Annotated in this window: 21 protein-coding genes; 12 read left to right on the top strand and 9 right to left on the bottom strand. The window is 64.3% G+C overall.

All coding sequences use genetic code 11. From position 1 onward, the window contains the following. Positions 1-43: 43 nt before the first annotated feature. The 4 genes from NG898_RS07685 to NG898_RS07670 all read right to left on the bottom strand — a co-directional run bounded on the left by NG898_RS07685 (position 44) and on the right by NG898_RS07670 (position 2,971). Entirely contained in the window at positions 44-853 is an 810-nt protein-coding gene (locus tag NG898_RS07685; protein ID WP_252691798.1) for a c-type cytochrome, read from the bottom strand. A gap of 50 nt (positions 854-903) precedes the next feature. Further along, positions 904-1,317 carry a DUF6691 family protein gene (locus NG898_RS07680; protein ID WP_252691797.1) on the bottom strand — a complete coding sequence of 138 codons (414 nt, stop codon included), beginning with the start codon at positions 1,315-1,317 and terminating at the stop codon, positions 904-906. 1 nt (position 1,318) lies between these two features. Continuing rightward, the gene (locus NG898_RS07675; RefSeq protein ID WP_252691796.1) at positions 1,319-1,753 is read right to left on the bottom strand and encodes a YeeE/YedE family protein; all 435 of its coding nucleotides are present in this window, start codon (positions 1,751-1,753) and stop codon (positions 1,319-1,321) included. A 120-nt stretch (positions 1,754-1,873) separates the two neighbouring features. Next, on the bottom strand, positions 1,874-2,971 hold the full coding sequence (locus NG898_RS07670) for a DUF2855 family protein (RefSeq protein WP_252691795.1): 1,098 nt from the start codon (positions 2,969-2,971) through the stop codon (positions 1,874-1,876). Between the two features lie 33 nt (positions 2,972-3,004). On the opposite strand from NG898_RS07670, the gene NG898_RS07665 reads away from it, so the two are divergent. The 3 genes from NG898_RS07665 (at position 3,005) to NG898_RS07655 (ending at position 5,629) form a co-directional block, all read left to right on the top strand. After that, positions 3,005-3,685 carry a TetR/AcrR family transcriptional regulator gene (locus NG898_RS07665; RefSeq protein WP_252691793.1) on the top strand — a complete coding sequence of 227 codons (681 nt, stop codon included), beginning with the start codon at positions 3,005-3,007 and terminating at the stop codon, positions 3,683-3,685. 120 nt (positions 3,686-3,805) lie between these two features. Continuing rightward, complete coding sequence (locus NG898_RS07660; protein WP_252691792.1) at positions 3,806-4,777, top strand: alpha/beta hydrolase; 972 nt, start codon at positions 3,806-3,808, stop codon at positions 4,775-4,777. A gap of 57 nt (positions 4,778-4,834) precedes the next feature. Continuing rightward, a complete protein-coding gene (locus NG898_RS07655; RefSeq protein WP_092973348.1) occupies positions 4,835-5,629 on the top strand; it encodes a hypothetical protein in 795 nt (264 codons plus the stop codon). A 19-nt stretch (positions 5,630-5,648) separates the two neighbouring features. On the opposite strand, the gene NG898_RS07650 is transcribed toward NG898_RS07655, so the two are convergent. Beyond that, the gene (locus NG898_RS07650) at positions 5,649-6,158 is read right to left on the bottom strand and encodes a gluconokinase (RefSeq protein ID WP_252692498.1); all 510 of its coding nucleotides are present in this window, start codon (positions 6,156-6,158) and stop codon (positions 5,649-5,651) included. 232 nt (positions 6,159-6,390) lie between these two features. Between NG898_RS07650 and NG898_RS07645 the strand changes: the two genes are divergently transcribed. The 5 genes from NG898_RS07645 to NG898_RS07625 all read left to right on the top strand — a co-directional run bounded on the left by NG898_RS07645 (position 6,391) and on the right by NG898_RS07625 (position 11,934). Continuing rightward, entirely contained in the window at positions 6,391-8,106 is a 1,716-nt protein-coding gene (locus NG898_RS07645; RefSeq protein WP_252691791.1) for an AMP-binding protein, read from the top strand. A gap of 703 nt (positions 8,107-8,809) precedes the next feature. Next, entirely contained in the window at positions 8,810-10,099 is a 1,290-nt protein-coding gene (locus NG898_RS07640; protein ID WP_252691789.1) for a hypothetical protein, read from the top strand. A 123-nt stretch (positions 10,100-10,222) separates the two neighbouring features. Further along, on the top strand, positions 10,223-10,657 hold the full coding sequence (locus tag NG898_RS07635) for a hypothetical protein (RefSeq protein WP_252691788.1): 435 nt from the start codon (positions 10,223-10,225) through the stop codon (positions 10,655-10,657). A 16-nt stretch (positions 10,658-10,673) separates the two neighbouring features. Beyond that, positions 10,674-11,357, top strand: a complete 684-nt coding sequence (locus NG898_RS07630; RefSeq protein ID WP_252691786.1) for a C39 family peptidase — start codon at positions 10,674-10,676, stop codon at positions 11,355-11,357. Between the two features lie 43 nt (positions 11,358-11,400). Beyond that, the gene (locus tag NG898_RS07625) at positions 11,401-11,934 is read left to right on the top strand and encodes a hypothetical protein (RefSeq protein ID WP_252691785.1); all 534 of its coding nucleotides are present in this window, start codon (positions 11,401-11,403) and stop codon (positions 11,932-11,934) included. A gap of 1 nt (position 11,935) precedes the next feature. Here NG898_RS07625 and NG898_RS07620 read toward each other — a convergent pair whose 3' ends face one another. From NG898_RS07620 to NG898_RS07605, 4 genes are all read right to left on the bottom strand, one after another. Next, positions 11,936-13,258, bottom strand: a complete 1,323-nt coding sequence (locus NG898_RS07620; protein ID WP_252691784.1) for a transporter — start codon at positions 13,256-13,258, stop codon at positions 11,936-11,938. A gap of 224 nt (positions 13,259-13,482) precedes the next feature. Continuing rightward, entirely contained in the window at positions 13,483-14,319 is an 837-nt protein-coding gene (queF, locus tag NG898_RS07615; protein WP_252691782.1) for an NADPH-dependent 7-cyano-7-deazaguanine reductase QueF, read from the bottom strand. Continuing rightward, positions 14,319-15,839, bottom strand: a complete 1,521-nt coding sequence (gene ilvA, locus NG898_RS07610) for a threonine ammonia-lyase, biosynthetic (RefSeq protein WP_252691781.1) — start codon at positions 15,837-15,839, stop codon at positions 14,319-14,321. Before ilvA ends, queF begins: the two co-directional genes overlap by 1 nt. A 130-nt stretch (positions 15,840-15,969) precedes the next feature. After that, positions 15,970-16,422, bottom strand: coding sequence for an Lrp/AsnC family transcriptional regulator (locus NG898_RS07605; RefSeq protein WP_455650808.1), 453 nt, complete (start codon positions 16,420-16,422; stop codon positions 15,970-15,972). Between the two features lie 114 nt (positions 16,423-16,536). On the opposite strand from NG898_RS07605, the gene NG898_RS07600 reads away from it, so the two are divergent. The 4 genes from NG898_RS07600 (at position 16,537) to NG898_RS07585 (ending at position 20,209) form a co-directional block, all read left to right on the top strand. Next, positions 16,537-17,196 carry a LysE family translocator gene (locus tag NG898_RS07600; protein WP_252692497.1) on the top strand — a complete coding sequence of 220 codons (660 nt, stop codon included), beginning with the start codon at positions 16,537-16,539 and terminating at the stop codon, positions 17,194-17,196. A gap of 177 nt (positions 17,197-17,373) precedes the next feature. After that, complete coding sequence (locus tag NG898_RS07595) at positions 17,374-18,291, top strand: ion channel (RefSeq protein ID WP_252691777.1); 918 nt, start codon at positions 17,374-17,376, stop codon at positions 18,289-18,291. A 31-nt stretch (positions 18,292-18,322) separates the two neighbouring features. Next, the gene (locus NG898_RS07590) at positions 18,323-19,570 is read left to right on the top strand and encodes a nucleoside recognition domain-containing protein (protein ID WP_092973328.1); all 1,248 of its coding nucleotides are present in this window, start codon (positions 18,323-18,325) and stop codon (positions 19,568-19,570) included. Between the two features lie 57 nt (positions 19,571-19,627). After that, complete coding sequence (locus NG898_RS07585) at positions 19,628-20,209, top strand: YqaA family protein (protein ID WP_232041923.1); 582 nt, start codon at positions 19,628-19,630, stop codon at positions 20,207-20,209. Positions 20,210-20,320 lie beyond the last annotated feature (111 nt).

Raw genomic sequence — 20,320 nt, 5'->3', positions numbered from 1 at the left:
GGCGGTTGCGTCGCAGGCTTTTTGCTTTTGAGGCGGGAGGCGCTCAGCGCGCGTCTTTCGGTTTGTCGCCCTTGGGCCAGTCGTTGGCGCGCGCGGCATAGTCCGGGCGCGGCTGTTGGGTAAAGAAGGCGGCCACGTCCACGGCCTCCTGTGCGGTGAGCGTGCCGCCCTGGCCCAGCGGCATGTTGTGCTTCACGAAGGCAGCGGCGGTGTACATGCGCGCCATGCCCGCGCCCACGTTGAACGAATCCTTGCCCCACAGCGGCGGCATCAGGTAACCCCCTTGCGGGTTGGGCAGCCCCTGGCCTTCGGCGCCGTGGCAGGCTGCGCAGCGCTGGGCGTAGACGGCTTTGCCGTTCTCGCGGTTGGGCGCGAGGGACGTGTCGATCTTCTCGAAACCGCGTCCCGTCACGTTGGTGCCAACGGGCACGCCGCTGGAGAGCCATTTCATGTAGGCGAGGATGGCATTCATGTCGTCGCCATCGAAGGCGATGGGCTTGCCGTTCATCGACCGCTGGAAGCAATCATTCACGCGCTGCTGCAGCGAAATGACCGCACCGCTGCGCGATCTGTATTCCGGAAACGCAGCGGTCAGACCGACCCACGGCGATGCGTAGGGCGTCGTGCCGCCGTTCAGGTGGCAGCTCGTGCAGTTCAGGCCGTTGCCGACGTTGTGCGGCAGCTGGCGCTTGGTGTCGGTAAGGATCAGCTTGCCGCGCTTGATGGCGTCACCCATGGGTCCAGCGGGGATGGTGGCCTCGTCCGGCACTGGAAGCGTTGCCGGGGCGGTTTGTGCGAATGCGGATGTGCCAATGACCAGCGCCAATGCGGCACCGAGCTTGTGGAGCGTCATGTTGTCCCCTGTAGGTTCGTTATCGGCTTATATGCGGCGGTGCCGCCCGGCTAGCGCTTGCGTTGCAGCCAATTGAAGACGGCCATGCCCACCAACATTGCGGCGACAAAGCCGACAGCCTTGGGCACGCCTGCGCCCAGCGCCACCAGTGCCGGCCCTGGGCAGAAACCGGCCAGTCCCCAGCCGATGCCAAACACGGCGCTGCCCAGCACCAGCCGCGCGGTTACGCCCGTGGCAGACGGCAATTGGATCAGCGTGCCAAGCCATGAGCGGCCGCGCCGACGTGCCATGAAGAAGGCGATCACGCCAACGGCAATTGCTCCGGCCATCACGAACGCCAATGAAGGGTCCCATTGGCCGAACAAATCCAGAAAGCCGAGCACCTTGGCCGGATTGGCCATGCCCGACACGATGAGCCCCGCGCCAAACAGCAGGCCCGCAACGAGTGCGATCACGATGGCCATGTCAGCCTCCCACCACGTGACGCACCACGAACACGGTGACGATGCCCGCGGTCATGAAGGTGACCGTGGCCACCAGCGAGCGAACCGAGCCGCGCGACAACCCGCAGACGCCGTGGCCGCTCGTGCAGCCACCTGCGTAGCGTGTGCCGATGCCGACCAGGAAGCCTGCCGCCAGCACCTCGCCCCAGCCGGCGGCGATGTCAGGAACCACAGGGTGACCAAGCAGTGCGGCAATCACAGGCGCCCCCATCAGGCCGATCAGGAACGCGATGCGCCAATCCATATCGCCCTGCGGACGCAACAACAGCCCGCCGAGGATGCCGCTGATGCCGGCAATGCGGCCCATGCCCAGTATCAGCACGGCCGCCGCCAGCCCGATGATGAGGCCGCCGACGAGGGCAGCGCCCGGGGTGAAATGTGCGAAATCGATCGACATGGGAAAGGGGTGGGGCAGAGAACAATCTAAATTCCAATAATATATAAATTTATAGATTGTTTGTCATGTGCCGGGGCAAGGAAGCGCCAAGCTCGACCTTGGCGCGATGGCAGGGCGGCCTCAAAGTCGGATGACATAACCCTCGCGCGGGTGTGTGCGGCCGGCATGCAGTGCGGCAATGCGCGCCTGAGCTGCGGGCATGCCGTGCTCCTGGATCAGCGTGAGCCAACCGTGCTTTGGGTCACGTACGTGGTCGATGAAGCGTCGCTGTGCTGCGTTGAATTTTTCGGTGACGACCGCGGGCCCCCAGTCGGCGTTGCGCTTGCGGATTTGCACGGGCGCGAAGTAGAACTGCGGCGCGGGGCCGGGTAAGTCGGCAGCCTGGATGAAATCCGTGTTTTGCGCCGATCCTGCAAAGCAGTCGTAGACGAGCGCGTCGCCAAAGTGTTCATGCACGCGCCGGCGCAACGCCGCGTCGCCGGAGAAATCGACGTAGAGCGTGGGAACGTCAGTTGTGAGCGTGTCGAGCGCATCGTACGTGACGCTGTCGTGGTAGCAGCCAAGGCCATCGACAAACGCGCGATTGCCTTCCGAAGTGAGTGCGGTGAGCGTGAGCCCTTGGGTGTCTTGCAGGCAGAACGCGGTGCCGTACGCCGTTTTGCTCGATGCGCTGGAGAAGACCAGGCGCCGCGCGCCGAAGAAGGCGTTGTCCGCCAGGAAATCCGCCAGCATGAACGACGTGATGAACAACGGCCGATAGAGGATCTGGTAGTCCTCCAGCGCTGCATCGTAGGCGGCGTCTTGCGACACGCGCGTGTATTGGTTGTAGGCGGAGACGAGCGCTTGACGATGCGCGGCGCCGTCGTAGAAGCCGCGTGGCGTGACGCGTTCGGGTTGCATGCGCAGATGTGTGGCGATCGGGAAGTAGCCGTAGAAGCGCTCGCCGACGTCGACGCCTTCCACGGTGGAGCTGACCACATTGGCAAAGCCCCACACAGGCATATGGCCCCAGCCATCGTGGCCGGTGGGGAAAAACGCCCAGTACTGCATGGCGTCGCCAAAGGCCGCGTAGGTGATGTTGTTGGTGGTGAGGGCAAAGCGGTCCAGGCGCAGCACGACTTCGCCGGGCGCCGCGGCGGGCGCGGTGTCGGCGCTTTCCAGGCGGCTTTCGTTTAGGGCATCCTTGCGCGTGAAGAGCCGCTGGTACGGGGCGTTCATGGTGTCTTCTCCATTCTCGGGATTGATGGGCTGATGGCTTCACTCTATCGCCGGCAGGCGGGCGCCGGGTTCGGAAACGGACAGGGCGAAAGCGCCCGCGCCAAACCGCTGAAGCGGCCGTCGCAGCGCCGGGCCAAGTTCACGGTGCAGGCTATCTACGAGGCGTTTGTTCGGATTTGGCGGCGCGACGGCGCACAGGCAGCGACCACGCGGGCGGTGGCACTGGAAGCCGGTTGCTCGGTCGGCACGCTGTATGAGTACTTCCCAAACAAGGAGGCGTTGCTCTCAGGCTACGTCCGGCACACCATCGAGGTGCTGCTGGCCCGCATTCAGAGCGAGGTGACGGAACGCATCGATGCCTCCTGGACAGCCCGCGTGCGTCACCTCGTGAGGCTGAGTTGCGGCGATCCGGCGCTCGATCCGCCGTACTTTGATCACGCCATGCTGATGCGTGAAGACCGCATTGCCGAGCCCAAGCATCATTTGCGCTTCTTCGATGAACTGAGCACAGCCTGGCGCCAAGCGCTGGATGCCTGCCCCGATCTACCTGCCCGGCCAGACGACGCACTCGTGCAGACGATGCTGCAAGCCATCTGGGGCGCACGTCGCTACCGCGTGCTGCTGCAGGACGGGCCACCCGCAACCGAGGTGTGGATCAGCGAGATGGAGCGCCTGTGCCTGCGTGCCCTGGCTGCGACCCCTGACGTGGTTTGACGCTACGGCCTGCAAGATGGCGTTGCCGTATGGGGACACCCGCGTTCCAGCAGGGTGTGAACCGATTGTCTGGGCAGCGCATCCTCGCTAGGCTGGGACTTTGCAGCGGAGGGTTGTGCGATGAGCTGGCAGAACTGGGTCGTCTCGAGGATGGTGCGCAACCAGGTCAAGAAGCCGACCGAGCGGGAGCCGTTCGATCCCATCGCCACGCGCCTGCATGCCGAGAAGCGCAAGATGCCTTCGCCCGTGGAATTGCCGCCGGATTGGCGCATCGTGCCGGCCCTGGGGGCCCACGGCGACGGCCTCACCGGCGAATGGATCGAACCCGCCGATCCGGATCTGCATGACGACGCGCCTGTCGTCCTTTATCTGCATGGCGGAGGCTATTTTTTCTGCAGCCCCCGCACACATCGCCCGATCACCATTGGTCTTGCCACGCATGCGCGAGCCCGTGTGTGCGTGCCGGACTACCGGTTGGCACCTGAGCACCCGTTTCCCGCGCCGGTGGAAGATGCGCTCTTTACGTATCGCACGCTGCTGGCGCAGGGCGTGGCGCCATCGCGCATTGTGGTGGCGGGCGATTCCGCGGGGGGAGGGCTGGCGTTGGCGCTGCTGGTGGCTTTGCGTGATGCGGCGGACCCGCTGCCGGCCGGCGCGGTGCTGTATTCGCCGTGGACGGACCTGGCAGCTACCGGCCAGAGCCTGATCGATAACGATGAATCCGACGTGATGTTTCGCGGCGCGTGGATGGCGCATGGTGCGGCGTTGTACCTTGGCGATTCGGGCGCGCCGACGGACCATCCGCTCGCCTCGCCGTTGTATGCGGATTTCACGGGCCTGCCCACACTGCACTGCTATGTCAGCACCAGCGAGGTGCTACGCGACGATACCCTCCGAATGGCCGAGCGCGCGCGGGCGGCCGGGGTATCCGTTTCGGTAGAAATGGGGCGGCGGCTTCCGCACGTGTGGCCGATCTTCTATCCTTTCCTTCCAGAGGCGCGCGTAGCGCTCAAACGATCGGGCGAGCAGATCAGACGACTGGTTGCCGCCCAACATGAGAACCGAGAACCGGTGGCACTGACACCGGCATGACCTGACCTGCGGCGCCCCTGCGTAGCCCAGTCGGGATGCGCAAACGGGGAGCCCAGCATGCGTCGGGTGGTGGTATTGGGTGTGGTGCTGGCCGTGGCGGTCGGCGCCTGGCAGTGGAGTCGGCTGCATCGGCTGAGGCTCGCCGACGTGCGTTTTGCGCCGATCGAAAACGTCGCCGCAGCAACTGGCGCGGCGGGCGCATCCGCACTCAATGCCAACAAATCGCACTGGCTCAAGGCATGCGACCAGGCGCTTGGCCCGATGCGCGTGGAAGTACGTGCCATCGAAACGCCGCTGTCCTTCTCCAACGACCGCTCGGTGGAACAACTCACCGCCGAGGCACCGCCGTACGACCGCTCAGCGCGCGTGCTGGGCAAGACGTACGCCACGCTGGTCGCACGCTTCGACGTCAACAGCCGCTACATGGCCATCGCCACCCAGCCGGCCACGACCTGCCTACGGCCATCTATCTCAGTGGAGCTGTTGCTGAATAATTTTCGGGTCACCGTGGCGCGCGAATTCGCGCCGGGCACTTGTGCTTACAACGCCATCCGCGAGCACGAATTGCGGCATGTGGCCGTCAACCGCGCGGTGCTGCCGCACGCCGCCGAGGTGATCCGCAAGGAGATCGAGAGCGAATACGGCGGCCGGCTCTACTTTGGAGACCCGGACCGCATTGCCGCAGATTTGCAGGCAGCGCTCACGCGCCATTGGCTGCCCCGCGCGCAATCGCTGATCGAACTGGGGCTGCAGGCGCACGAACAGATCGATACGCCGCGCGAGCAGGAGCGCATGAGCCGCGTGTGCAACGGCGAGGTGCAGGCCGTGCTGCAACAACTCACGCGCAGCTAGCGCGCGAACATGTGCGAGTTCACGCGGCCGGGCGGTGCGCGGCGCGTGCCTGCAGTTGCGTGACAGCCTCGTCGACGATGGCTTCGGGCGGCAGCGCGATGTCGACAATGACGGCGTCGGTCGGCTCTTCCAGCGCTTCGAACTGGCTGCGCAGCAGGTTCGGGTTGAAGAAGTGGTCTTTGCGTGCGGCGAGGCGGCCCTGCAGCAGGTCGAAATCGCCCTTCAGGTAGACGAATTCCGCGTTGCCGGCGGGACCGCACAGCACGTCGCGGTAGCGCTGCTTGAGGGCGGAGCAGGCAACCACCAGCGATTGCCCGGTGCTCGTCTTCTCATCCATGTAGGCGCGGATGGATTCGAGCCAGGGTTTGCGGTCGTCATCGTTCAGGGGGATGCCGGCGTGCATCTTGGCGCGGTTGGCCTCGGAATGGAACTCGTCGCCATCACGGAAAGCGCAGCCCAGCCGCTCGGCAATCTTCTGGCCCACCGTGGATTTGCCGCAACCCGAAACACCCATCACTACAACGATCATCGTCATTCCCTACGTGCAAGAAAGCGCAAAACATCAGGCCGGCATGTTAGCGCGTTGATGACGGCGCCCGCCGATTTTTGCTGCTGCAGCGCAGCAATTGTTCCGCGTCATTGTTCGTCCGGCAACGGATTGCCAAATACGTCAAGCTGCGTCAAATTGCGGTGGAAGCAGCGGTTACAAATCATTCAGAACAAGGCCCCAAAAAGGCCAACGTTGATTGGAGGAGACATCCATGGCTGGTGAGGTTTTCGACGCGCGACCGCGCAACGGTGCGTCGTATGTGGTGGGCGACACGGCGGTGCCGCTGGCACACGTGACGGTCTCGGCGTTGCTCGCGGAAACCGTGCGCCGCTGTCCCAACGACGAGGCGGTCGTGTTTCGCGAACAGAACGTGCGCTGGACGTGGCGTGCCTTTGCCGAACAGATCGATGCGCTGGCCGCCGGCCTGCATGCGCTGGGGCTCGAGCGGGGCGACCGCATCGGCATCTGGTCCCCCAACCGTGTCGAATGGGTGCTCACGCAGTTCGCGACGGCGCGCCTGGGGCTCATCCTCGTCAACATCAATCCGGCGTATCGGCTGTCGGAACTGGAATACGCGCTCAACAAGGTGGGGTGCAAGGCCATCGTGGCGGCCGAGGCCTTCAAGACCTCGCGCTATCTGGAAATGTTGCAGACGCTCGCGCCCGAACTGGCGACCGCGCAGCCCGGCGCATTGAATGCCGCCAAGCTGCCGGCGTTGCGCTGGGTCATCCGCATGGGCGAGGCCGAAACGCCTGGCATGCTCAACTTTGCCGATGTCATTGCGCGCGGAAAAAGCGTACCCGTTGATGCGCTGGATGCCATCACGGCCACGCTGTCGCCCGACGACGCCATCAATATCCAATTCACCAGCGGCACGACCGGCGCGCCCAAGGGCGCCACGCTCACGCACGTCAACGTCGTCAACAACGCCCGCTTCGTTGCCATGGCGATGAACCTGCAAGAGGGCGATCGGCTGTGCATTCCCGTGCCGCTGTATCACTGCTTCGGCATGGTCATGTCGGTGCTCACCTGCACGGCCACCGGCGCTTGCATGGTGTTCCCCGGCGAGGCGTTCGATCCGCTCGCTACGCTGCGCACGGTGGCGGAAGAACGCTGCACGCAACTGCATGGCGTGCCGACGATGTTCATCGCGCAGCTCGATCATCCGGACTTCAAGAGCTTTGACGTATCGACCTTGCGCGGCGGCATCATGGCCGGATCGCCGTGCCCCATCGAGGTGATGAAGCGCGTCGTGTCGGAGCTGAACCTGCGCGAAGTCACCATCGCGTACGGCATGACCGAGACGAGCCCGGTGTCTTTCCAGAGCGCCGTAACGGACCCGCTCGACAAGCGCGTGACCACCGTCGGCCGCATCCAGCCGCATCTGCAGGTCAAGCTGGTGGACGGCGCGGGAGAGGTGGTGCCCGTGGGCGAGAAGGGCGAGCTGTGCACCAAGGGCTATTCCGTCATGCTCGGCTACTGGGACGACGAAGCCAAGACCGCCGATTCCATCCATGACGGCTGGATGCGCACGGGCGATCTGGCAACGTTCGATGCCGAGGGCTACTGCAACATCGTCGGCCGCGTGAAGGACATGCTCATTCGCGGCGGCGAGAATGTCTACCCGCGCGAGATCGAAGAATTCCTCTTCCGGCATCCGAAGGTGCAGGCCGTCAACGTATTTGGCGTGCCCGACCCGAAGTACGGCGAAGAGGTCTGCGCGTGGATCGTCCTCAAGCCCGGCCAGCAGGCCACGGAAGATGAGATCCGCACGTTCTGCCAGGGCCAGATCGCGCACTACAAGATTCCGCGCTACATCCGCTTCGTCACCGAGATGCCGATGACGGTGACGGGCAAGGTGCAGAAATTCGTCATGCGCGATCGCATGATCGAAGAGCTCAAGCTGACGGTGGCTGCCACGGCGTGAGTTTGAGCGCGCGGTTTCGCGATTGAAATGCGAACGGGTTGCGCGCGGCTTTTCGTTGCCACGACGATGCTTGCCGCGCGCAGTTTTTTTTCGCCTGCCTGGGCAACGCCAGATGTAGAAATCGAGACGCGTCTCCTGCATACGTCTTGCCGATAGGGGGCGCTCGCAATCCAGCCGCCACGCAAGGCGCCATGCCTGCGGTGCGCACGACATCCAGGCGCACCACGCGACGCGACGTGCGGCACGGGATGCTCACCCGCCGCGACCCACCGCTCACGCAATGTGAGCGGCGATGCGCCGATGTATCACGTCTGAAACACCCAGCAAATCGCTCGTCTCGAACACCCACACTGAGCGCATGCGTGCGCGTGGTTTGCGTCTTGGCGAGAAGGCCTTGCATGCCATGGTTGCCCGCGCGTCACGACGGTGTGTCAGCGCTGTAACCGAAGGGCCGCAAACAGACCTCCAAAAGTTGCATGTCCCGTCACGATTGCGCGGCATGGCGAGCGCTTGTGTACGCGCGTGCCGGTGAAACTTTTGCGTTTTCAAACGCTTAGAACAGTTCTATTGAGCGGGCCCGGAAGTTGGCACCGTTTATGCAAACGAGCCGCCCCGGGGTGGGTCATGTTTTTCCCACAGGCAGAGCGCGCCGGCCTTACTGGCTGCGTTTCCAGCCGTCCCTCTCACCTTTATGGAGTGCGTTATGAAGAAGACCTTACTGGCCACCGCGATCGCCATGGGATTGGGGGTCTCTGGCGTGGCATTGGCCGACATCGGGAATACGGCGTCCGGGGCGGGTGACAAGACCCAAACCAACACGTCGACTATCACCAGAACCAACACCAGCACAGACACGACGACGAATACCGCAACGACCACAACCACAACGGCAACGGATAACTCGAATCAACACAACAACCAAAGCCAGGGCAGCAACCGCGACAACAGCGGCTGGGCCAACGCTGACGGCTACGGTACCGCCGCTGCCAACAACGGCGGCACGGCAACGGCAACATTCACCAACTCCTTCAACACAAGCAAGGCAATTGCTGTCTCCAAGCTGGATGGCACCGTCACCAACATCAGCGTGTCGGGCATCGGCAATGTCGCCACCAACAATGGTGGCTCGGCCAATGGCGGCGCCGGTGGGCGTGGCGGATACGGCTACGGCGGCACAGGCGCTGGCGGCAACGGAGGCGCGGGTGGTGCAGGCGGCAGCGGTGGCGCTGGCGGCAGCTCCGGCAGCGTCACACACGGCAGCGCGACCAACGGTGGCGCAATGGCCGGCAACGGCGGCAATGGCGGAGCCGCTGGCGGCAATGCGGGCGGCGGCGGTACCGGCGGCAGCTCCGGCACGCTGTCGGCGAGCCTAGGTGCAGGCCTTGGCGGTGCAGCGGGCAGCACGAGCGCAGCCGGCGGCGGTGGCGGCGGTGCGGGCGGTACGTCCAGCGCCAGCGGTGGCGATGCGAACCGCCATCAGGGCGCCGGCGCAGCCACCGGCGGCGGCAGTGCCTCGGCAGGCGGTGCAGGCGGCGCTGGTGGCTCCACCACCAGCGGTACGTCAACGGCATCGGCCGGTGCGGGCACGGGCACGAGCAGTGCCACCGGTACCAGCACGGGCGGCGCGGCAGGCGCGGGCGGTGCAGCTACCAATGTGGCAGGCAATGGCGGTGCAGGCGGCAGCGCCACCAACGGCAGCGCAACCAACGGTGCAGCATCGTCCACGGCAGGCAATGGCGCCGTGGGTGCAGTCGGTGCGGCCGGCGGTGCAGGCGGCGTGGGCAATGGCGGTGTCGGCAATGGTGCGGTGGGCGGCACGGGCGGTGCAGGCGGTACGGTCATGGTGGACGCAGGTACGTTCAACATGTCCAACGCCATGACCAGCGTCGGCCAGTCTGCAGCAGGCGTGATGGTGGCGAACCAGAACAGCGGCTTCGCTTCCCTCATCCAGCAAAGCATCAACGTGCAGGCCAACCTGAATGTGGGCAAATAGCCCGGTATGGGCATGAGCGGGGAAGTGCCGCGGCGCAAGCGATGAAGCTTCGCGCATGACGGTGGATGGGGCCGGACTGCATATGTGGTCCGGCCCGCAGTTGGAGCGTAGAGGAGATATTCGATGCGATCCGACAGAAGAACCACAGCAGGATGGGCGGCATGGTGGTTGGCATGCGGCCTGGCAGTGTGGCCAGCGGCAGCAGCGATGGCTGCGGACGATGTGCCGATCGCAGACGGTGCGCAGGTCGCCAACACGGAAGCGGTGCGTCCCCCGGTCGCCGCGGCCGTGTCGGTGCCTGGGTTCGGTCATGCGGTGGGCGCCGATCGGCTCGACAGCTATCGCGGCGGCACGCAGGATCTCTACCAGACCGTCAATGACGCGCGCCTGTCGGGCACCGTGAGCGACAACGCCGCCGTCAACGTGGCGACGGGGTCGAACATCGTGCGCGACGGCTCGTTTGCCAATGCCAGCGGGATCCCCACGGTCATCCAGAACAGCGGAGCGAACGTGCTGATCCAGAACGCCACCATCGTCAACGTGCAGTTCCGGCCTTGAGCTTGCGAAGGGCGGAATGATGCGCAAGACGTGCGGTGCAGTGCTGATGGCACTGATGTGCGGGCCCGCGTTGGCGGGCGCGATCGACATGCTCGGCACGGGCGGCGGCACCTATGCCGTGCCGGTGACGAGCATGAAGGCCGCGCGCTATCTGCGTACCGTGCATCAGCGTTTCGACTTCAGTTGCGGGTCGGCCGCGGTGGCGACGCTGCTCACGTATCAGTACGGCTATCCGGTGAGCGAGCAGACCGTGTTCCAGGCCATGTACGAACATGGCAACCAGGAGAAGATCCGGCGAGAAGGCTTTTCGCTGCTCGACATCAAACGCTATCTGGCGTCTCTGGGTTTTGAGGCGGATGGTTTCGAGCAGCCGCTGGATGCATTGAAGGACGCGCACCTGCCGGCCATCGTGCTGTTGACCGAGAACGGCTATCACCACTTCGTGGTGGTCAAGGGCGTGCAGGAAGGGCGTGTGCTCGTCGGCGATCCGGCCATGGGCACGCGTGCGATTCCGCGGGCGAGTTTCGAGAGCATGTGGGACAACCATTTGCTGTTCGTCGTCCACAACCGCGAGTCGGGGGCGACGTTCAACGCTTCATCGGACTGGCGTGTGGCACCGCGTGCGCCGCTGGAGGAAGGCATGGACCGCAGCGGCCTGGGCAACATCGTCGTTCCCAAGCATGGGCCGTCCGACTTCTGAACGTCGTTTGCGTGGCGGCCCGGTAGTCCGGCAGGAGGGCATCATGAAGCGGTTTGGCAAGATGGCGTGGGCCGGCTGGTTCGCGCTGGCTGCGGCCGGGCATGCGTTTGCTGCCGGCATGGATGGCATGGATAACAATCCCGTCCATGCTTGGCACGCCGTGTCCGAAGGCAAGCTCGACGACATGCGCGGCGGGTTTGATGTGCCCTCGCTCGCAGGGCTGCACATCTCGTTCGGCATCGACCGGGCGGTCTACGTCAACGGCGATCTGGTGGCGAGCGCATCGGTCAACATCCCCGATGTGGCACGCATGACGGCCACGCAGGCGCAGCAGCTGGCCTCGGTGGTCAACACGGTCAACATCGTGCAGAACGGGCCGAACAATGTCGCACCGCCCGATGTGGCGACGGGTGCAGCAGCAGCCGCTACGGTCATCCAGAACAGCCTGAACAACCAGACGCTGCAAGCGGTGACGACCATCAATGCGGCGGTCAACAGCCTGCCGCAATTCCGTCAGATGAATCTCGCCAACGTGCTACAAGGCGCGTTGGCCAACGTCGTCACCATGCTGCACTGAGTTAGAACTGGATCGGCAGGCGAAGCGTGACGGTCAGGTCCGGCGTGTCGCGCGTCAGGCCTGCCCCCACCGACAGATTCAGCGACATCTTGGGCGAGAGGCGGTACGAATATCCGACCAGCAACGTCCCCAGAATTGTCCGCACCGAGCCCGGCACCCGCTGGCCGTTCTGCTTCGTGGGCGCGATGATGCTCTGGTCGTAGCCAATCGAGAACGATGCCTTTTCGTTCAGCGCCAGCCCCATGCCGAAGTTCAGGCCGATGATGTCGCCGGCCTTCACGTTGCCCAGAAACTGCTTCGAGCCGTCCACCAAGTTCAGGCTGACATCCTTGCGCTCGAAGTTGTGCAGGTAGCTGATGCTGCCGAAGAACACGGCGGGGTCCGTCGGGAACAGCCACGTCAGCCCCGGCTGTACGGCGAAGAAGCCCGAGCCCGTGGGCTGCTGCAGAGGCAGGCCGGTGCCCGTGGTATTGCTCACGCAGCGCGTCACGCAATCGGTGGTGACGTCAAACGGATCCTTGCCGGTGCGTGTCTTGAAGCGCATCCAGCCGATGTAGAACGGCTTGTCGACACCGCCCGCATTGATTTGGTAGCGCGCGGTCAGCTCCACATCGCCGATGCCGCGCCCGTGCGAGCTGAAGGCGTTGTCTGTTGCCGTGCCGGTAAACAGTTCGCGGCTGACGGTGTCGCTGGCGCTGTACACATAGGGCACGCGCGCTTCCAGTTCCCAGCGCCGCGCCAGGCCGTAACGCAACGCAACCGTGCCGGTGAGCGTGGTGGTCTTGACCTGCCGTACGTCGATCAGCCCGATCAGCAGCGCGGGGATGATGGTGTAGCCCACCAACGCCACGCGGTCGGACGACGAATACGCCATCTGCAATGACGGCTCGACGACGACCTTGCCCGGCGGTGTAAGCGCGCTGGGCTCGTCGAAGATCTGTGCGATGCGTGGCGGCCGGTCAGGCGGCTCCGGCGGTTTGCCGACAGGCGTGGTGCCGGGCTGCTCGTTCTGCGCGAGTTCAGAAGCGTCACCCGCCGCACCGGGCGCACCGGCACCGCGCACGGTGTCGAGTCGGCCCTCGCTCATGCCGAGCGCGCGCCGCATGCGCCGCAAGTGCGTTTCCTGTTGCTGGATAGAGCGCTTGAGTTCCTGCAGGCGCGCCTGCGTATCGGCAAGCTCGCGCTGCAGCGCTTCCAGGCTGGGTGGCTTGTCGTCCACCGGCTCGTTGGTCTGTGCGAGGACCGGCCCGCCGCAGAGCAGCAGGCATGCGCACGTAACCGCGTGGGTTGACCCACGTTGCGGCTTCCATGGCGTTTTCGTCATGGCAATGTCCCCCGTCGAGAGTGCCCGGCCCGCAAACAGCGGACGGACCCTTCACGATTCCCCCGGGTGGCGTACTGCGGATATCACTATAGGCGAGCGAACGCGAAACGACAGGGCGGAGCTGTCCACAAAACGGACGAGGCCGAAATGCCCGTTTGGCGGATCGCTCCGGCAAGAAAAAAGGCGCCCGAAGGCGCCTTGCGTGGCTTGCGCAGTGTCAGCGCTTACTGACGCGCATTTCTCAGGTTATCTGGCCACGGCGTGTTGTAGTTTGTACGGAACGGGTTGATGTCCAGCCCGCCGCGCCGCGTGTAGCGCGCATACACGGCCAGCTTGACCGGCCTGCACTGGCGCAGGATGTCGGTAAAGATCCGCTCCACGCATTGCTCGTGAAACTCGTTGTGCTCGCGGAACGAAATCAGGTACTTCAGCAGCCCTTCCTGATTGATCGGCGCACCCACATAGCGGATTTGCACAGTGCCCCAGTCCGGCTGGCCGGTCACAAGGCAATTGGACTTCAGCAAGTGCGACACCAGCGTTTCTTCGACCGGGCTTTCTTCCTCATCGGCATGCAGCAGCTCGGGCGTGGGCTGGTAGACGTCGGTTTCGATGTCCAGGCGATCGAGAAGCAGGCCATCGAGTTCGCCCATCTTCTGCCGGGCAAACTCCTCTTGCGGCACGATGCGCACCTGCACCGGCGCGCCGCACGCTTCCGACAAATCGTGGTGGATCAACTGCTGCAGCGCTTCGTGCGATGCCACCTTCGTCTGGTTGAACGAATTCAGATACAGCTTGAACGATTTCGATTCAACGATGTTGGGCGAATCCGCCGGCACGATCACGGTGCCGACAGCCACCTGCGGCTTGCCGCGCAGGTTCAGCCACGACAGCTCGTACAGGTTCCAGAGGTCGACGCCGAAGAAGGGCAGGGGCGTGCCGGCGGCGAGGCCGATCTCGTCGCGCTTACCCTGGCGCGGAATCGGAAACAGCAGGCTCGGGTCGTATGCCGTCTTGTAGGCGGAGGCCTTGCCCAGCGGCGAATGTTCGGGTTGGTTGCTCATCACAAAAACAGGCTGTAGACGGGGTTCTCGCTTTCGTCCCAATAGGTATAGCCCAGCGTGGCGAGAAACGCCTTGAACTCGCGCTTCTCGTTCTTCGGTACCTGGATGCCGACGAGGATGTTGCTCGAATCCGCGCCCTGATTGCGGTAGTGGAACAGGCTGATGTTCCAGTTCGGGCTCATGCTCGAGAGGAACTTCATCAGCGCGCCGGGCCGCTCGGGAAACTCGAATCGATAGAGATGCTCGTTCTCGGCCAGCGGCGAACGTCCACCCACCATGTAGCGGATGTGCTGCTTGGCCAGCTCGTCGTTGGACAGGTCCAGCGTCGGGAAGCCGTGCTTGCGGAAGTTCTCGGCAATCTTGTCGCCCTCTGCGCGCGACGCAATTTGTACGCCCACGAAGATATGAGCGGCGTCCTTGCTGGCAATGCGGTAGTTGAACTCCGTCACGTTGCGCGACCAGCCGACCAGCTCGCAGAAGCGCTTGAAGCTGCCGCGCTCTTCTGGAATCGTCACGGCAAACACGGCTTCGCGTGCCTCGCCCACCTCGGCGCGTTCGGCCACGAAGCGCAGGCGGTCGAAGTTCATGTTGGCGCCGCTGGCCACGGCCACCAGCGAATCGTTCTTCAGCTTGGTTCTTTCGGCATATTGCTTGAGGCCGGCCACTGCCAGCGCGCCCGACGGCTCCAGCAGGCTGCGCGTGTCCTGGAACACGTCCTTCAGCGCCGCGCAGATGGCATCCGTATCCACGGTGATGATTTCGTCGACCAGCTCGCGCGTGATGCGGAAGGTTTCCTTGCCCACCAGCTTGACCGCGGTGCCGTCGGCAAACAGGCCCACGTCTTTCAGTTCGACGCGCTTGCCGGCCGCCACCGAACGCGCCATCGCGTCGGAATCCACGCTCTGCACGCCAATCACCTTGATGTCCGGCCGCACGGCTTTCACGTAAGCCGCAATGCCCGAGATCAGCCCACCGCCGCCAATCGCGCAGAAGATCGCGTGGATCGGCTGCGGATGCTGGCGCAGGATTTCCATGGCGATGGTGCCCTGACCGGCAATCACCTCAGGGTCATCGAACGGGTGCACAAAGGTGTAGCCGTGCTTTTCCTGCAGCTTGGCGGCGTGGTTGTACGCGTCGGAATAGCTTTCACCGTGCAGCACGACATCGACCCATTCGCCGCCGCGGGAGCGCACGCCGTCGATCTTCAACTGCGGCGTCGTCACCGGCATGCAGACCACGGCCTTGCATTCCATCCGGGCCGCGCTGAAGGCCACGCCCTGCGCGTGGTTGCCCGCCGATGCCGTAATCACCCCGCGCTTGCGTTCGGCCGCCGTGAGCGAGGCCATCTTGTTGTAGGCGCCGCGCAGCTTGAACGAGAACACCGGCTGGTCATCCTCGCGCTTGAGGTAGACGCGGTTGCCCGTGCGCGCCGACAGATTGGGCGCGAACTTCAGCTCGGTTTCCACCGCGACGTCATAGACCTTCGCAGTCAGGATTTTCTTGAGGTAATCGATGGCCATGGTGCGGACCGGGTTGGACGTGAACAGAGCCCGTAAGCCTATCACGTGGCGTCTTTTGCACTGGTGCGCCCGCTGTTGGTGCGGGTCAGGGGCTGATGGGTGCGTGCCGAAGACGGCCGCGTCGGCAATGTCATGCCTGTGTCGTGCGCGGTCGTCCAAGGGCACGAGCCGCGATCGGCGTCGACATCATGATCGAGGTGCGTGTTTCTCCATACAGGTTGATCCGTTCGATCAACCGCTCCAGATCCGCAACGCTCGTCGCTGCAAGCCGCATCACGTAGGAATCTGCGCCGGTCACGTGGTGGCATTCCAACACTTCGGGAATCGTCTCGAGCAGCTTGAGGAACTTGGCCTTCGCGGGTTGCGCAACGGTGATACCGATCAGCGCGCTGACCGGGTAGCCCGCGGCAACGGGATTCACACGCGCCACGTAGCCTTCAATCACGCCGGCGTCTTCCAGACGCTTCACGCGCTCCGTGACGGTCGGCACCGACAGCTTCACGTGTCTCGCAAGCTCTGTATACGTCATGCGGCCGTTGTGCTGCAGCAGATCTAGCAGCTTCCAGTCCAGATCGTCCATTATGTTCGCAATTTTTAAGGGGAATTGGCGATTTTGCCTTAAAAACACGATTCCGCCAGGATGCCGCGGTGCCTACGATGAGACCTACACAACAAACCACTGTGGGAGGGCATGCAAGTGCTGTTCATCAAGGCCACCATGATCGGGTTCTGTATTGCTGCGCCGGTCGGCCCGATCGGTATGCTGTGCATCCAGCGCAGCCTGAACCGTGGGTTCCGCTCGGGACTGGCGACGGGCCTCGGCGCCGCGTGCGCAGATGCCCTGTACGGATTGCTTGGTGCGCTCGGTGTCGCCGGCGTCGTTGCTGCGCTCCCTGCGCTGACGCTCGTGCTCAAAATAGCCGGCGGTGCGTTTCTCGTATGGCTGGCGTGGTCGACCGCGCGCGCACCCTCCACCGGGCCCGCTGCGACGGACGCCGCAGGTGATACGCAGGCCGTCGCCAATGCGCGCGAATTCCTGACGACATTCGTACTGACCCTGTCGAACCCGCTGACGATCCTATCGTTCGTGGCGATCTTCGCAGCGCTCGGGCCGTCGGCCGAGGCACATGCGTCAGCCGAAGGTGCCGGATGGCTCACCGTTGCGCAGATGGTCGTCGGCGTCTTCGCCGGCTCGGCTGCATGGTGGCTTTGCCTGAGTGGCGCGACCGCGGCGCTGCGCGTGAGGATGCCAGCGTCATTCATCCCCGGCATCACGCGGCTGTCCGCGCTCGCCATCGCGGGGTTCGGCGCCGTGCAGGTCATCGCGGGACTGCGCAGCGTTGTCCAGGTGGTGTAAGCCCCAGTCAGGCCATCCGCCATCGCGCAGGCGCACGTCATACCGGTCGCCCCGGCCAAGGCTAGGCGATTCTTGATCGAGACCTGGGGTGATCTGTACACTTGCCCGGCACTGTCAGCGGCGCCTACGACGTCGATATCGGACGCAGCTAAAAGCACACTCGGGCGAGAGGCCACCATGAACACCCCGTCGTCTTCCTCCGAGCGTGCCGGACGCGCGCGTCGGGGCCGAAAAGTCTGGTCCGGCACGCAGCACGTCATTGCCTACGGCATGCCGCCGCTGGGCTGGCGTGACCTTTATCACCACGCGCTGGAGGTCAACTGGCCGACCTTCTTCGCGCTGCTGGCCACGCTGTTCCTGGCGCTCAATGCGGTATTCGCGGGGCTGTATTCGTTGGGCGACGGCGCGATTGCGAACCAGTCGCCGGCGGGCTTCGTGGGGGCATTCTTCTTTAGCGTCGAGACCCTGGCCACCGTCGGCTACGGCGACATGCACCCGCAAACGCTCTACGCCCACGTCATCGCCACGCTGGAGATCTTCATCGGCATGTCGGGCATCGCTATGGCGACGGGGCTGGTATTTGCGCGCTTCTCGCGCCCGCGCGCCAAGATCATGTTTGCGCGCAATGTTGTCGTGCGGCCGCTCAACGGCAGATCCACGCTGATGCTGCGGGCGGCCAATGCGCGTCAGAACGTCATCGCAGAGGCCACCGCCCGGCTGCGCCTGATGCAGGACGAGGTCTCGCCCGAGGGCTACTCGATCTACAAGATTCACGACCTGAAGCTTGAGCGCAGCGAGCATCCGATCTTCCTGCTGGGCTGGGTGATGATGCACGTCATCGATGAAACCAGTCCGCTGCATGGCGCCACCGCAGAATCGCTCGCGGCGGGTGATGCCTTGCTTCTGCTCACCATTGAGGGCGCCGACGAAACCGCCGCGCAAACCGTGCAGGCGCGCTATTCCTGGCGGCACGACGAGATCCGCTGGAACTATCGCTATGCCGACCTGATCCGCGACGAGGGCGGCGTCACGTCAGTCGACTACGACAACTTCCACCTGATCCATCCGATCGAGACGCCGCCGCAGGCACAATGACCGGCTTGTCCGATTCCAACGCGCAACCTCCGTGGCCCTGAACCTCGTCTGGCTCGCCTTCTTCCTCGTTGCCTTCGTTACCGCATGCGTGCAGGTGGTGCAGGGCGACATGGAGGTTTTCTCCCGCATGCTGACCGGTATGTTCGATGCCGCGCGCACCGGTTTCGAAATTGCGATCGGCCTGACCGGCATGATGGCGTTGTGGCTGGGCATCATGCGCGTGGGCGAGCGCGCAGGCGTGGTCGATCTGTTCGCGCGGCTCGTGAACCCGTTGATGCGGCACCTGTTTCCCTCCGTGCCCGCCGGCCACCCCGCCAACGGCGCGATGATGATGAACGTCTCGGCCAACGTGCTCGGCCTGGATAACGCCGCCACGCCGCTCGGCCTGCAGGCCATGCGCGAGTTGCAGCAGATCAACCCCCAGCCGCAGCGCGCCAGCGATGCGCAGTTGATGTTCGTGGTGCTCAACACGGCGGGGGTGACGCTGGTGCCGACGTCCGTCATCGCCATCCGCCAGGCCATGGCGGTCAAGCAGGGCCTGGTCGGTTTCAACGCGGCAGACATCTTTCTGCCGACCTTGCTGTCCACGTTCATTGGCTTCTGCGCGGGCATTGCGGCGGTGGCGTGGTATCAGCGCATCAACCTGTTCAAACCTGCCCTGCTGGCGTATTTCGGGGGCTTTGTCGCGCTGATGGGGCTGCTGTTTGCGTGGCTGCGCCAATTTCCGCCGCAGCAGATGGCCGCCTGGATCGGCTTGATCGGCGCGGGCGCCATCCTCACCATCGTCGTGGCGTTCCTGGTATGCGGGGCGATTCGTCGCATCAACGTTTACGAAACCTTCGTCGATGGCGCCAAGGACGGCTTTCAGGTGGCGATCGGCATCGTCCCGTATCTGGTGGCGGTGCTCGTGGGCATTGCCGTGTTTCGCGCGGCGGGTTGCATGGATTTCCTGATGCAGGGGCTTTCCGCGCTGTTCGCTCACCTGGGCATCGACACGCGTTTCGTGCCCGCGCTGCCCGTGGGGCTGATGAAGACGCTGTCCGGCGCCGGCGCGCGCGGCCTGATGGTCGACGTGATGACGACTTACGGCGTCGATTCCTTCCAGGGCAAGCTGGCCGCCATCATCCAGGGCTCGACCGAGACCACGTTCTACGTGCTGGCCGTGTACTTCGGCAGCGTCGGCATCAAGGACACCCGTTACGCACTGGTCTGCGGGCTGTGGGCCGACCTAGTCGGGCTGATCGGCGCCGTGCTTGTCGCCTATCTGTTCTTCGCCTGAGCGGCTAGGGCGGCCCCCAAGCGACGCCGCGGCCGCTCGCCCTCTACAATCGATTGCATGGAACAGTGGATTGACACGCTTTTTGCCACGCTCGCCCTGCCAAAGGTCGGGCTACCCGCCATCTTCGTCGTCAGTTTCATCTCGGCGACCCTCTTGCCGCTGGGCTCCGAACCGGCGGTTTTTGCGTACATCAAGCTCAATCCGGACATGTTCTGGCCGGCCATCGTGGTGGCCACGCTCGGTAACACACTGGGCGGCGTGGTCGATTGGTGGATGGGCTACGCGGCCAAGCTGGCGCTGGTGCGCTACCACCTTGCGCGCCGCCGCCGTCAGCACAACACCGAGCATGCCCAGCACGTGCCGCATCCCAAGCGCCACCGCGAGCCGCCGCTCGATAAAAAATACTTCCGCTGGATGCGCCGCATCGGGCCGGCATCCCTGCTGGTGTCTTGGCTGCCCGGCATCGGCGACCCGCTCTGCACGCTGGCCGGCTGGCTGCGCCTGAAGTTCTGGCCCAGCGTCATGTACATGGCGATCGGCAAATTCCTACGCTATCTGGCCATGACTGCGGCCCTGATGACGCTGCCCGACGGCTTCTGGCACGGCATCCTGGGCTGGATCAAGAGCGTGATGATGTGACGTTTGCGTGGTGCTTGCATCACTTTGGCCGTCTTGTGCTTTTCGCAAGCCATTGAAAACGCGACGGTTTTGCCGCCCATATCACTGGCAGGGATACCGTTGCTGCGACGC

The organism is Ralstonia mojiangensis (assembly GCF_023955645.1).
Lineage (GTDB): Bacteria > Pseudomonadota > Gammaproteobacteria > Burkholderiales > Burkholderiaceae > Ralstonia > Ralstonia mojiangensis.
Note: the sequence above shows the minus strand (reverse complement) of the source record. Positions and strands in the feature narration are given on the sequence as shown.

Coding starts and splice junctions, on each gene's coding strand:
- NG898_RS07680 (WP_252691797.1), bottom strand. CDS start 1,317: ATGGCCATCGTGATCGCACTCGTTGCGGGCCTGCTGTTTGGCGCGGGG.
- queF (WP_252691782.1), bottom strand. CDS start 14,319: ATGAGCAACCAACCCGAACATTCGCCGCTGGGCAAGGCCTCCGCCTAC.
- ilvA (WP_252691781.1), bottom strand. CDS start 15,839: ATGGCCATCGATTACCTCAAGAAAATCCTGACTGCGAAGGTCTATGAC.
- NG898_RS07670 (WP_252691795.1), bottom strand. CDS start 2,971: ATGAACGCCCCGTACCAGCGGCTCTTCACGCGCAAGGATGCCCTAAAC.
- NG898_RS07665 (WP_252691793.1), top strand. CDS start 3,005: ATGGCTTCACTCTATCGCCGGCAGGCGGGCGCCGGGTTCGGAAACGGA.
- NG898_RS07620 (WP_252691784.1), bottom strand. CDS start 13,258: ATGACGAAAACGCCATGGAAGCCGCAACGTGGGTCAACCCACGCGGTT.
- NG898_RS07685 (WP_252691798.1), bottom strand. CDS start 853: ATGACGCTCCACAAGCTCGGTGCCGCATTGGCGCTGGTCATTGGCACA.
- NG898_RS07625 (WP_252691785.1), top strand. CDS start 11,401: ATGAAGCGGTTTGGCAAGATGGCGTGGGCCGGCTGGTTCGCGCTGGCT.
- NG898_RS07635 (WP_252691788.1), top strand. CDS start 10,223: ATGCGATCCGACAGAAGAACCACAGCAGGATGGGCGGCATGGTGGTTG.
- NG898_RS07630 (WP_252691786.1), top strand. CDS start 10,674: ATGATGCGCAAGACGTGCGGTGCAGTGCTGATGGCACTGATGTGCGGG.
- NG898_RS07595 (WP_252691777.1), top strand. CDS start 17,374: ATGAACACCCCGTCGTCTTCCTCCGAGCGTGCCGGACGCGCGCGTCGG.
- NG898_RS07660 (WP_252691792.1), top strand. CDS start 3,806: ATGAGCTGGCAGAACTGGGTCGTCTCGAGGATGGTGCGCAACCAGGTC.
- NG898_RS07650 (WP_252692498.1), bottom strand. CDS start 6,158: ATGATCGTTGTAGTGATGGGTGTTTCGGGTTGCGGCAAATCCACGGTG.
- NG898_RS07655 (WP_092973348.1), top strand. CDS start 4,835: ATGCGTCGGGTGGTGGTATTGGGTGTGGTGCTGGCCGTGGCGGTCGGC.
- NG898_RS07585 (WP_232041923.1), top strand. CDS start 19,628: ATGGAACAGTGGATTGACACGCTTTTTGCCACGCTCGCCCTGCCAAAG.
- NG898_RS07640 (WP_252691789.1), top strand. CDS start 8,810: ATGAAGAAGACCTTACTGGCCACCGCGATCGCCATGGGATTGGGGGTC.
- NG898_RS07645 (WP_252691791.1), top strand. CDS start 6,391: ATGGCTGGTGAGGTTTTCGACGCGCGACCGCGCAACGGTGCGTCGTAT.
- NG898_RS07675 (WP_252691796.1), bottom strand. CDS start 1,753: ATGTCGATCGATTTCGCACATTTCACCCCGGGCGCTGCCCTCGTCGGC.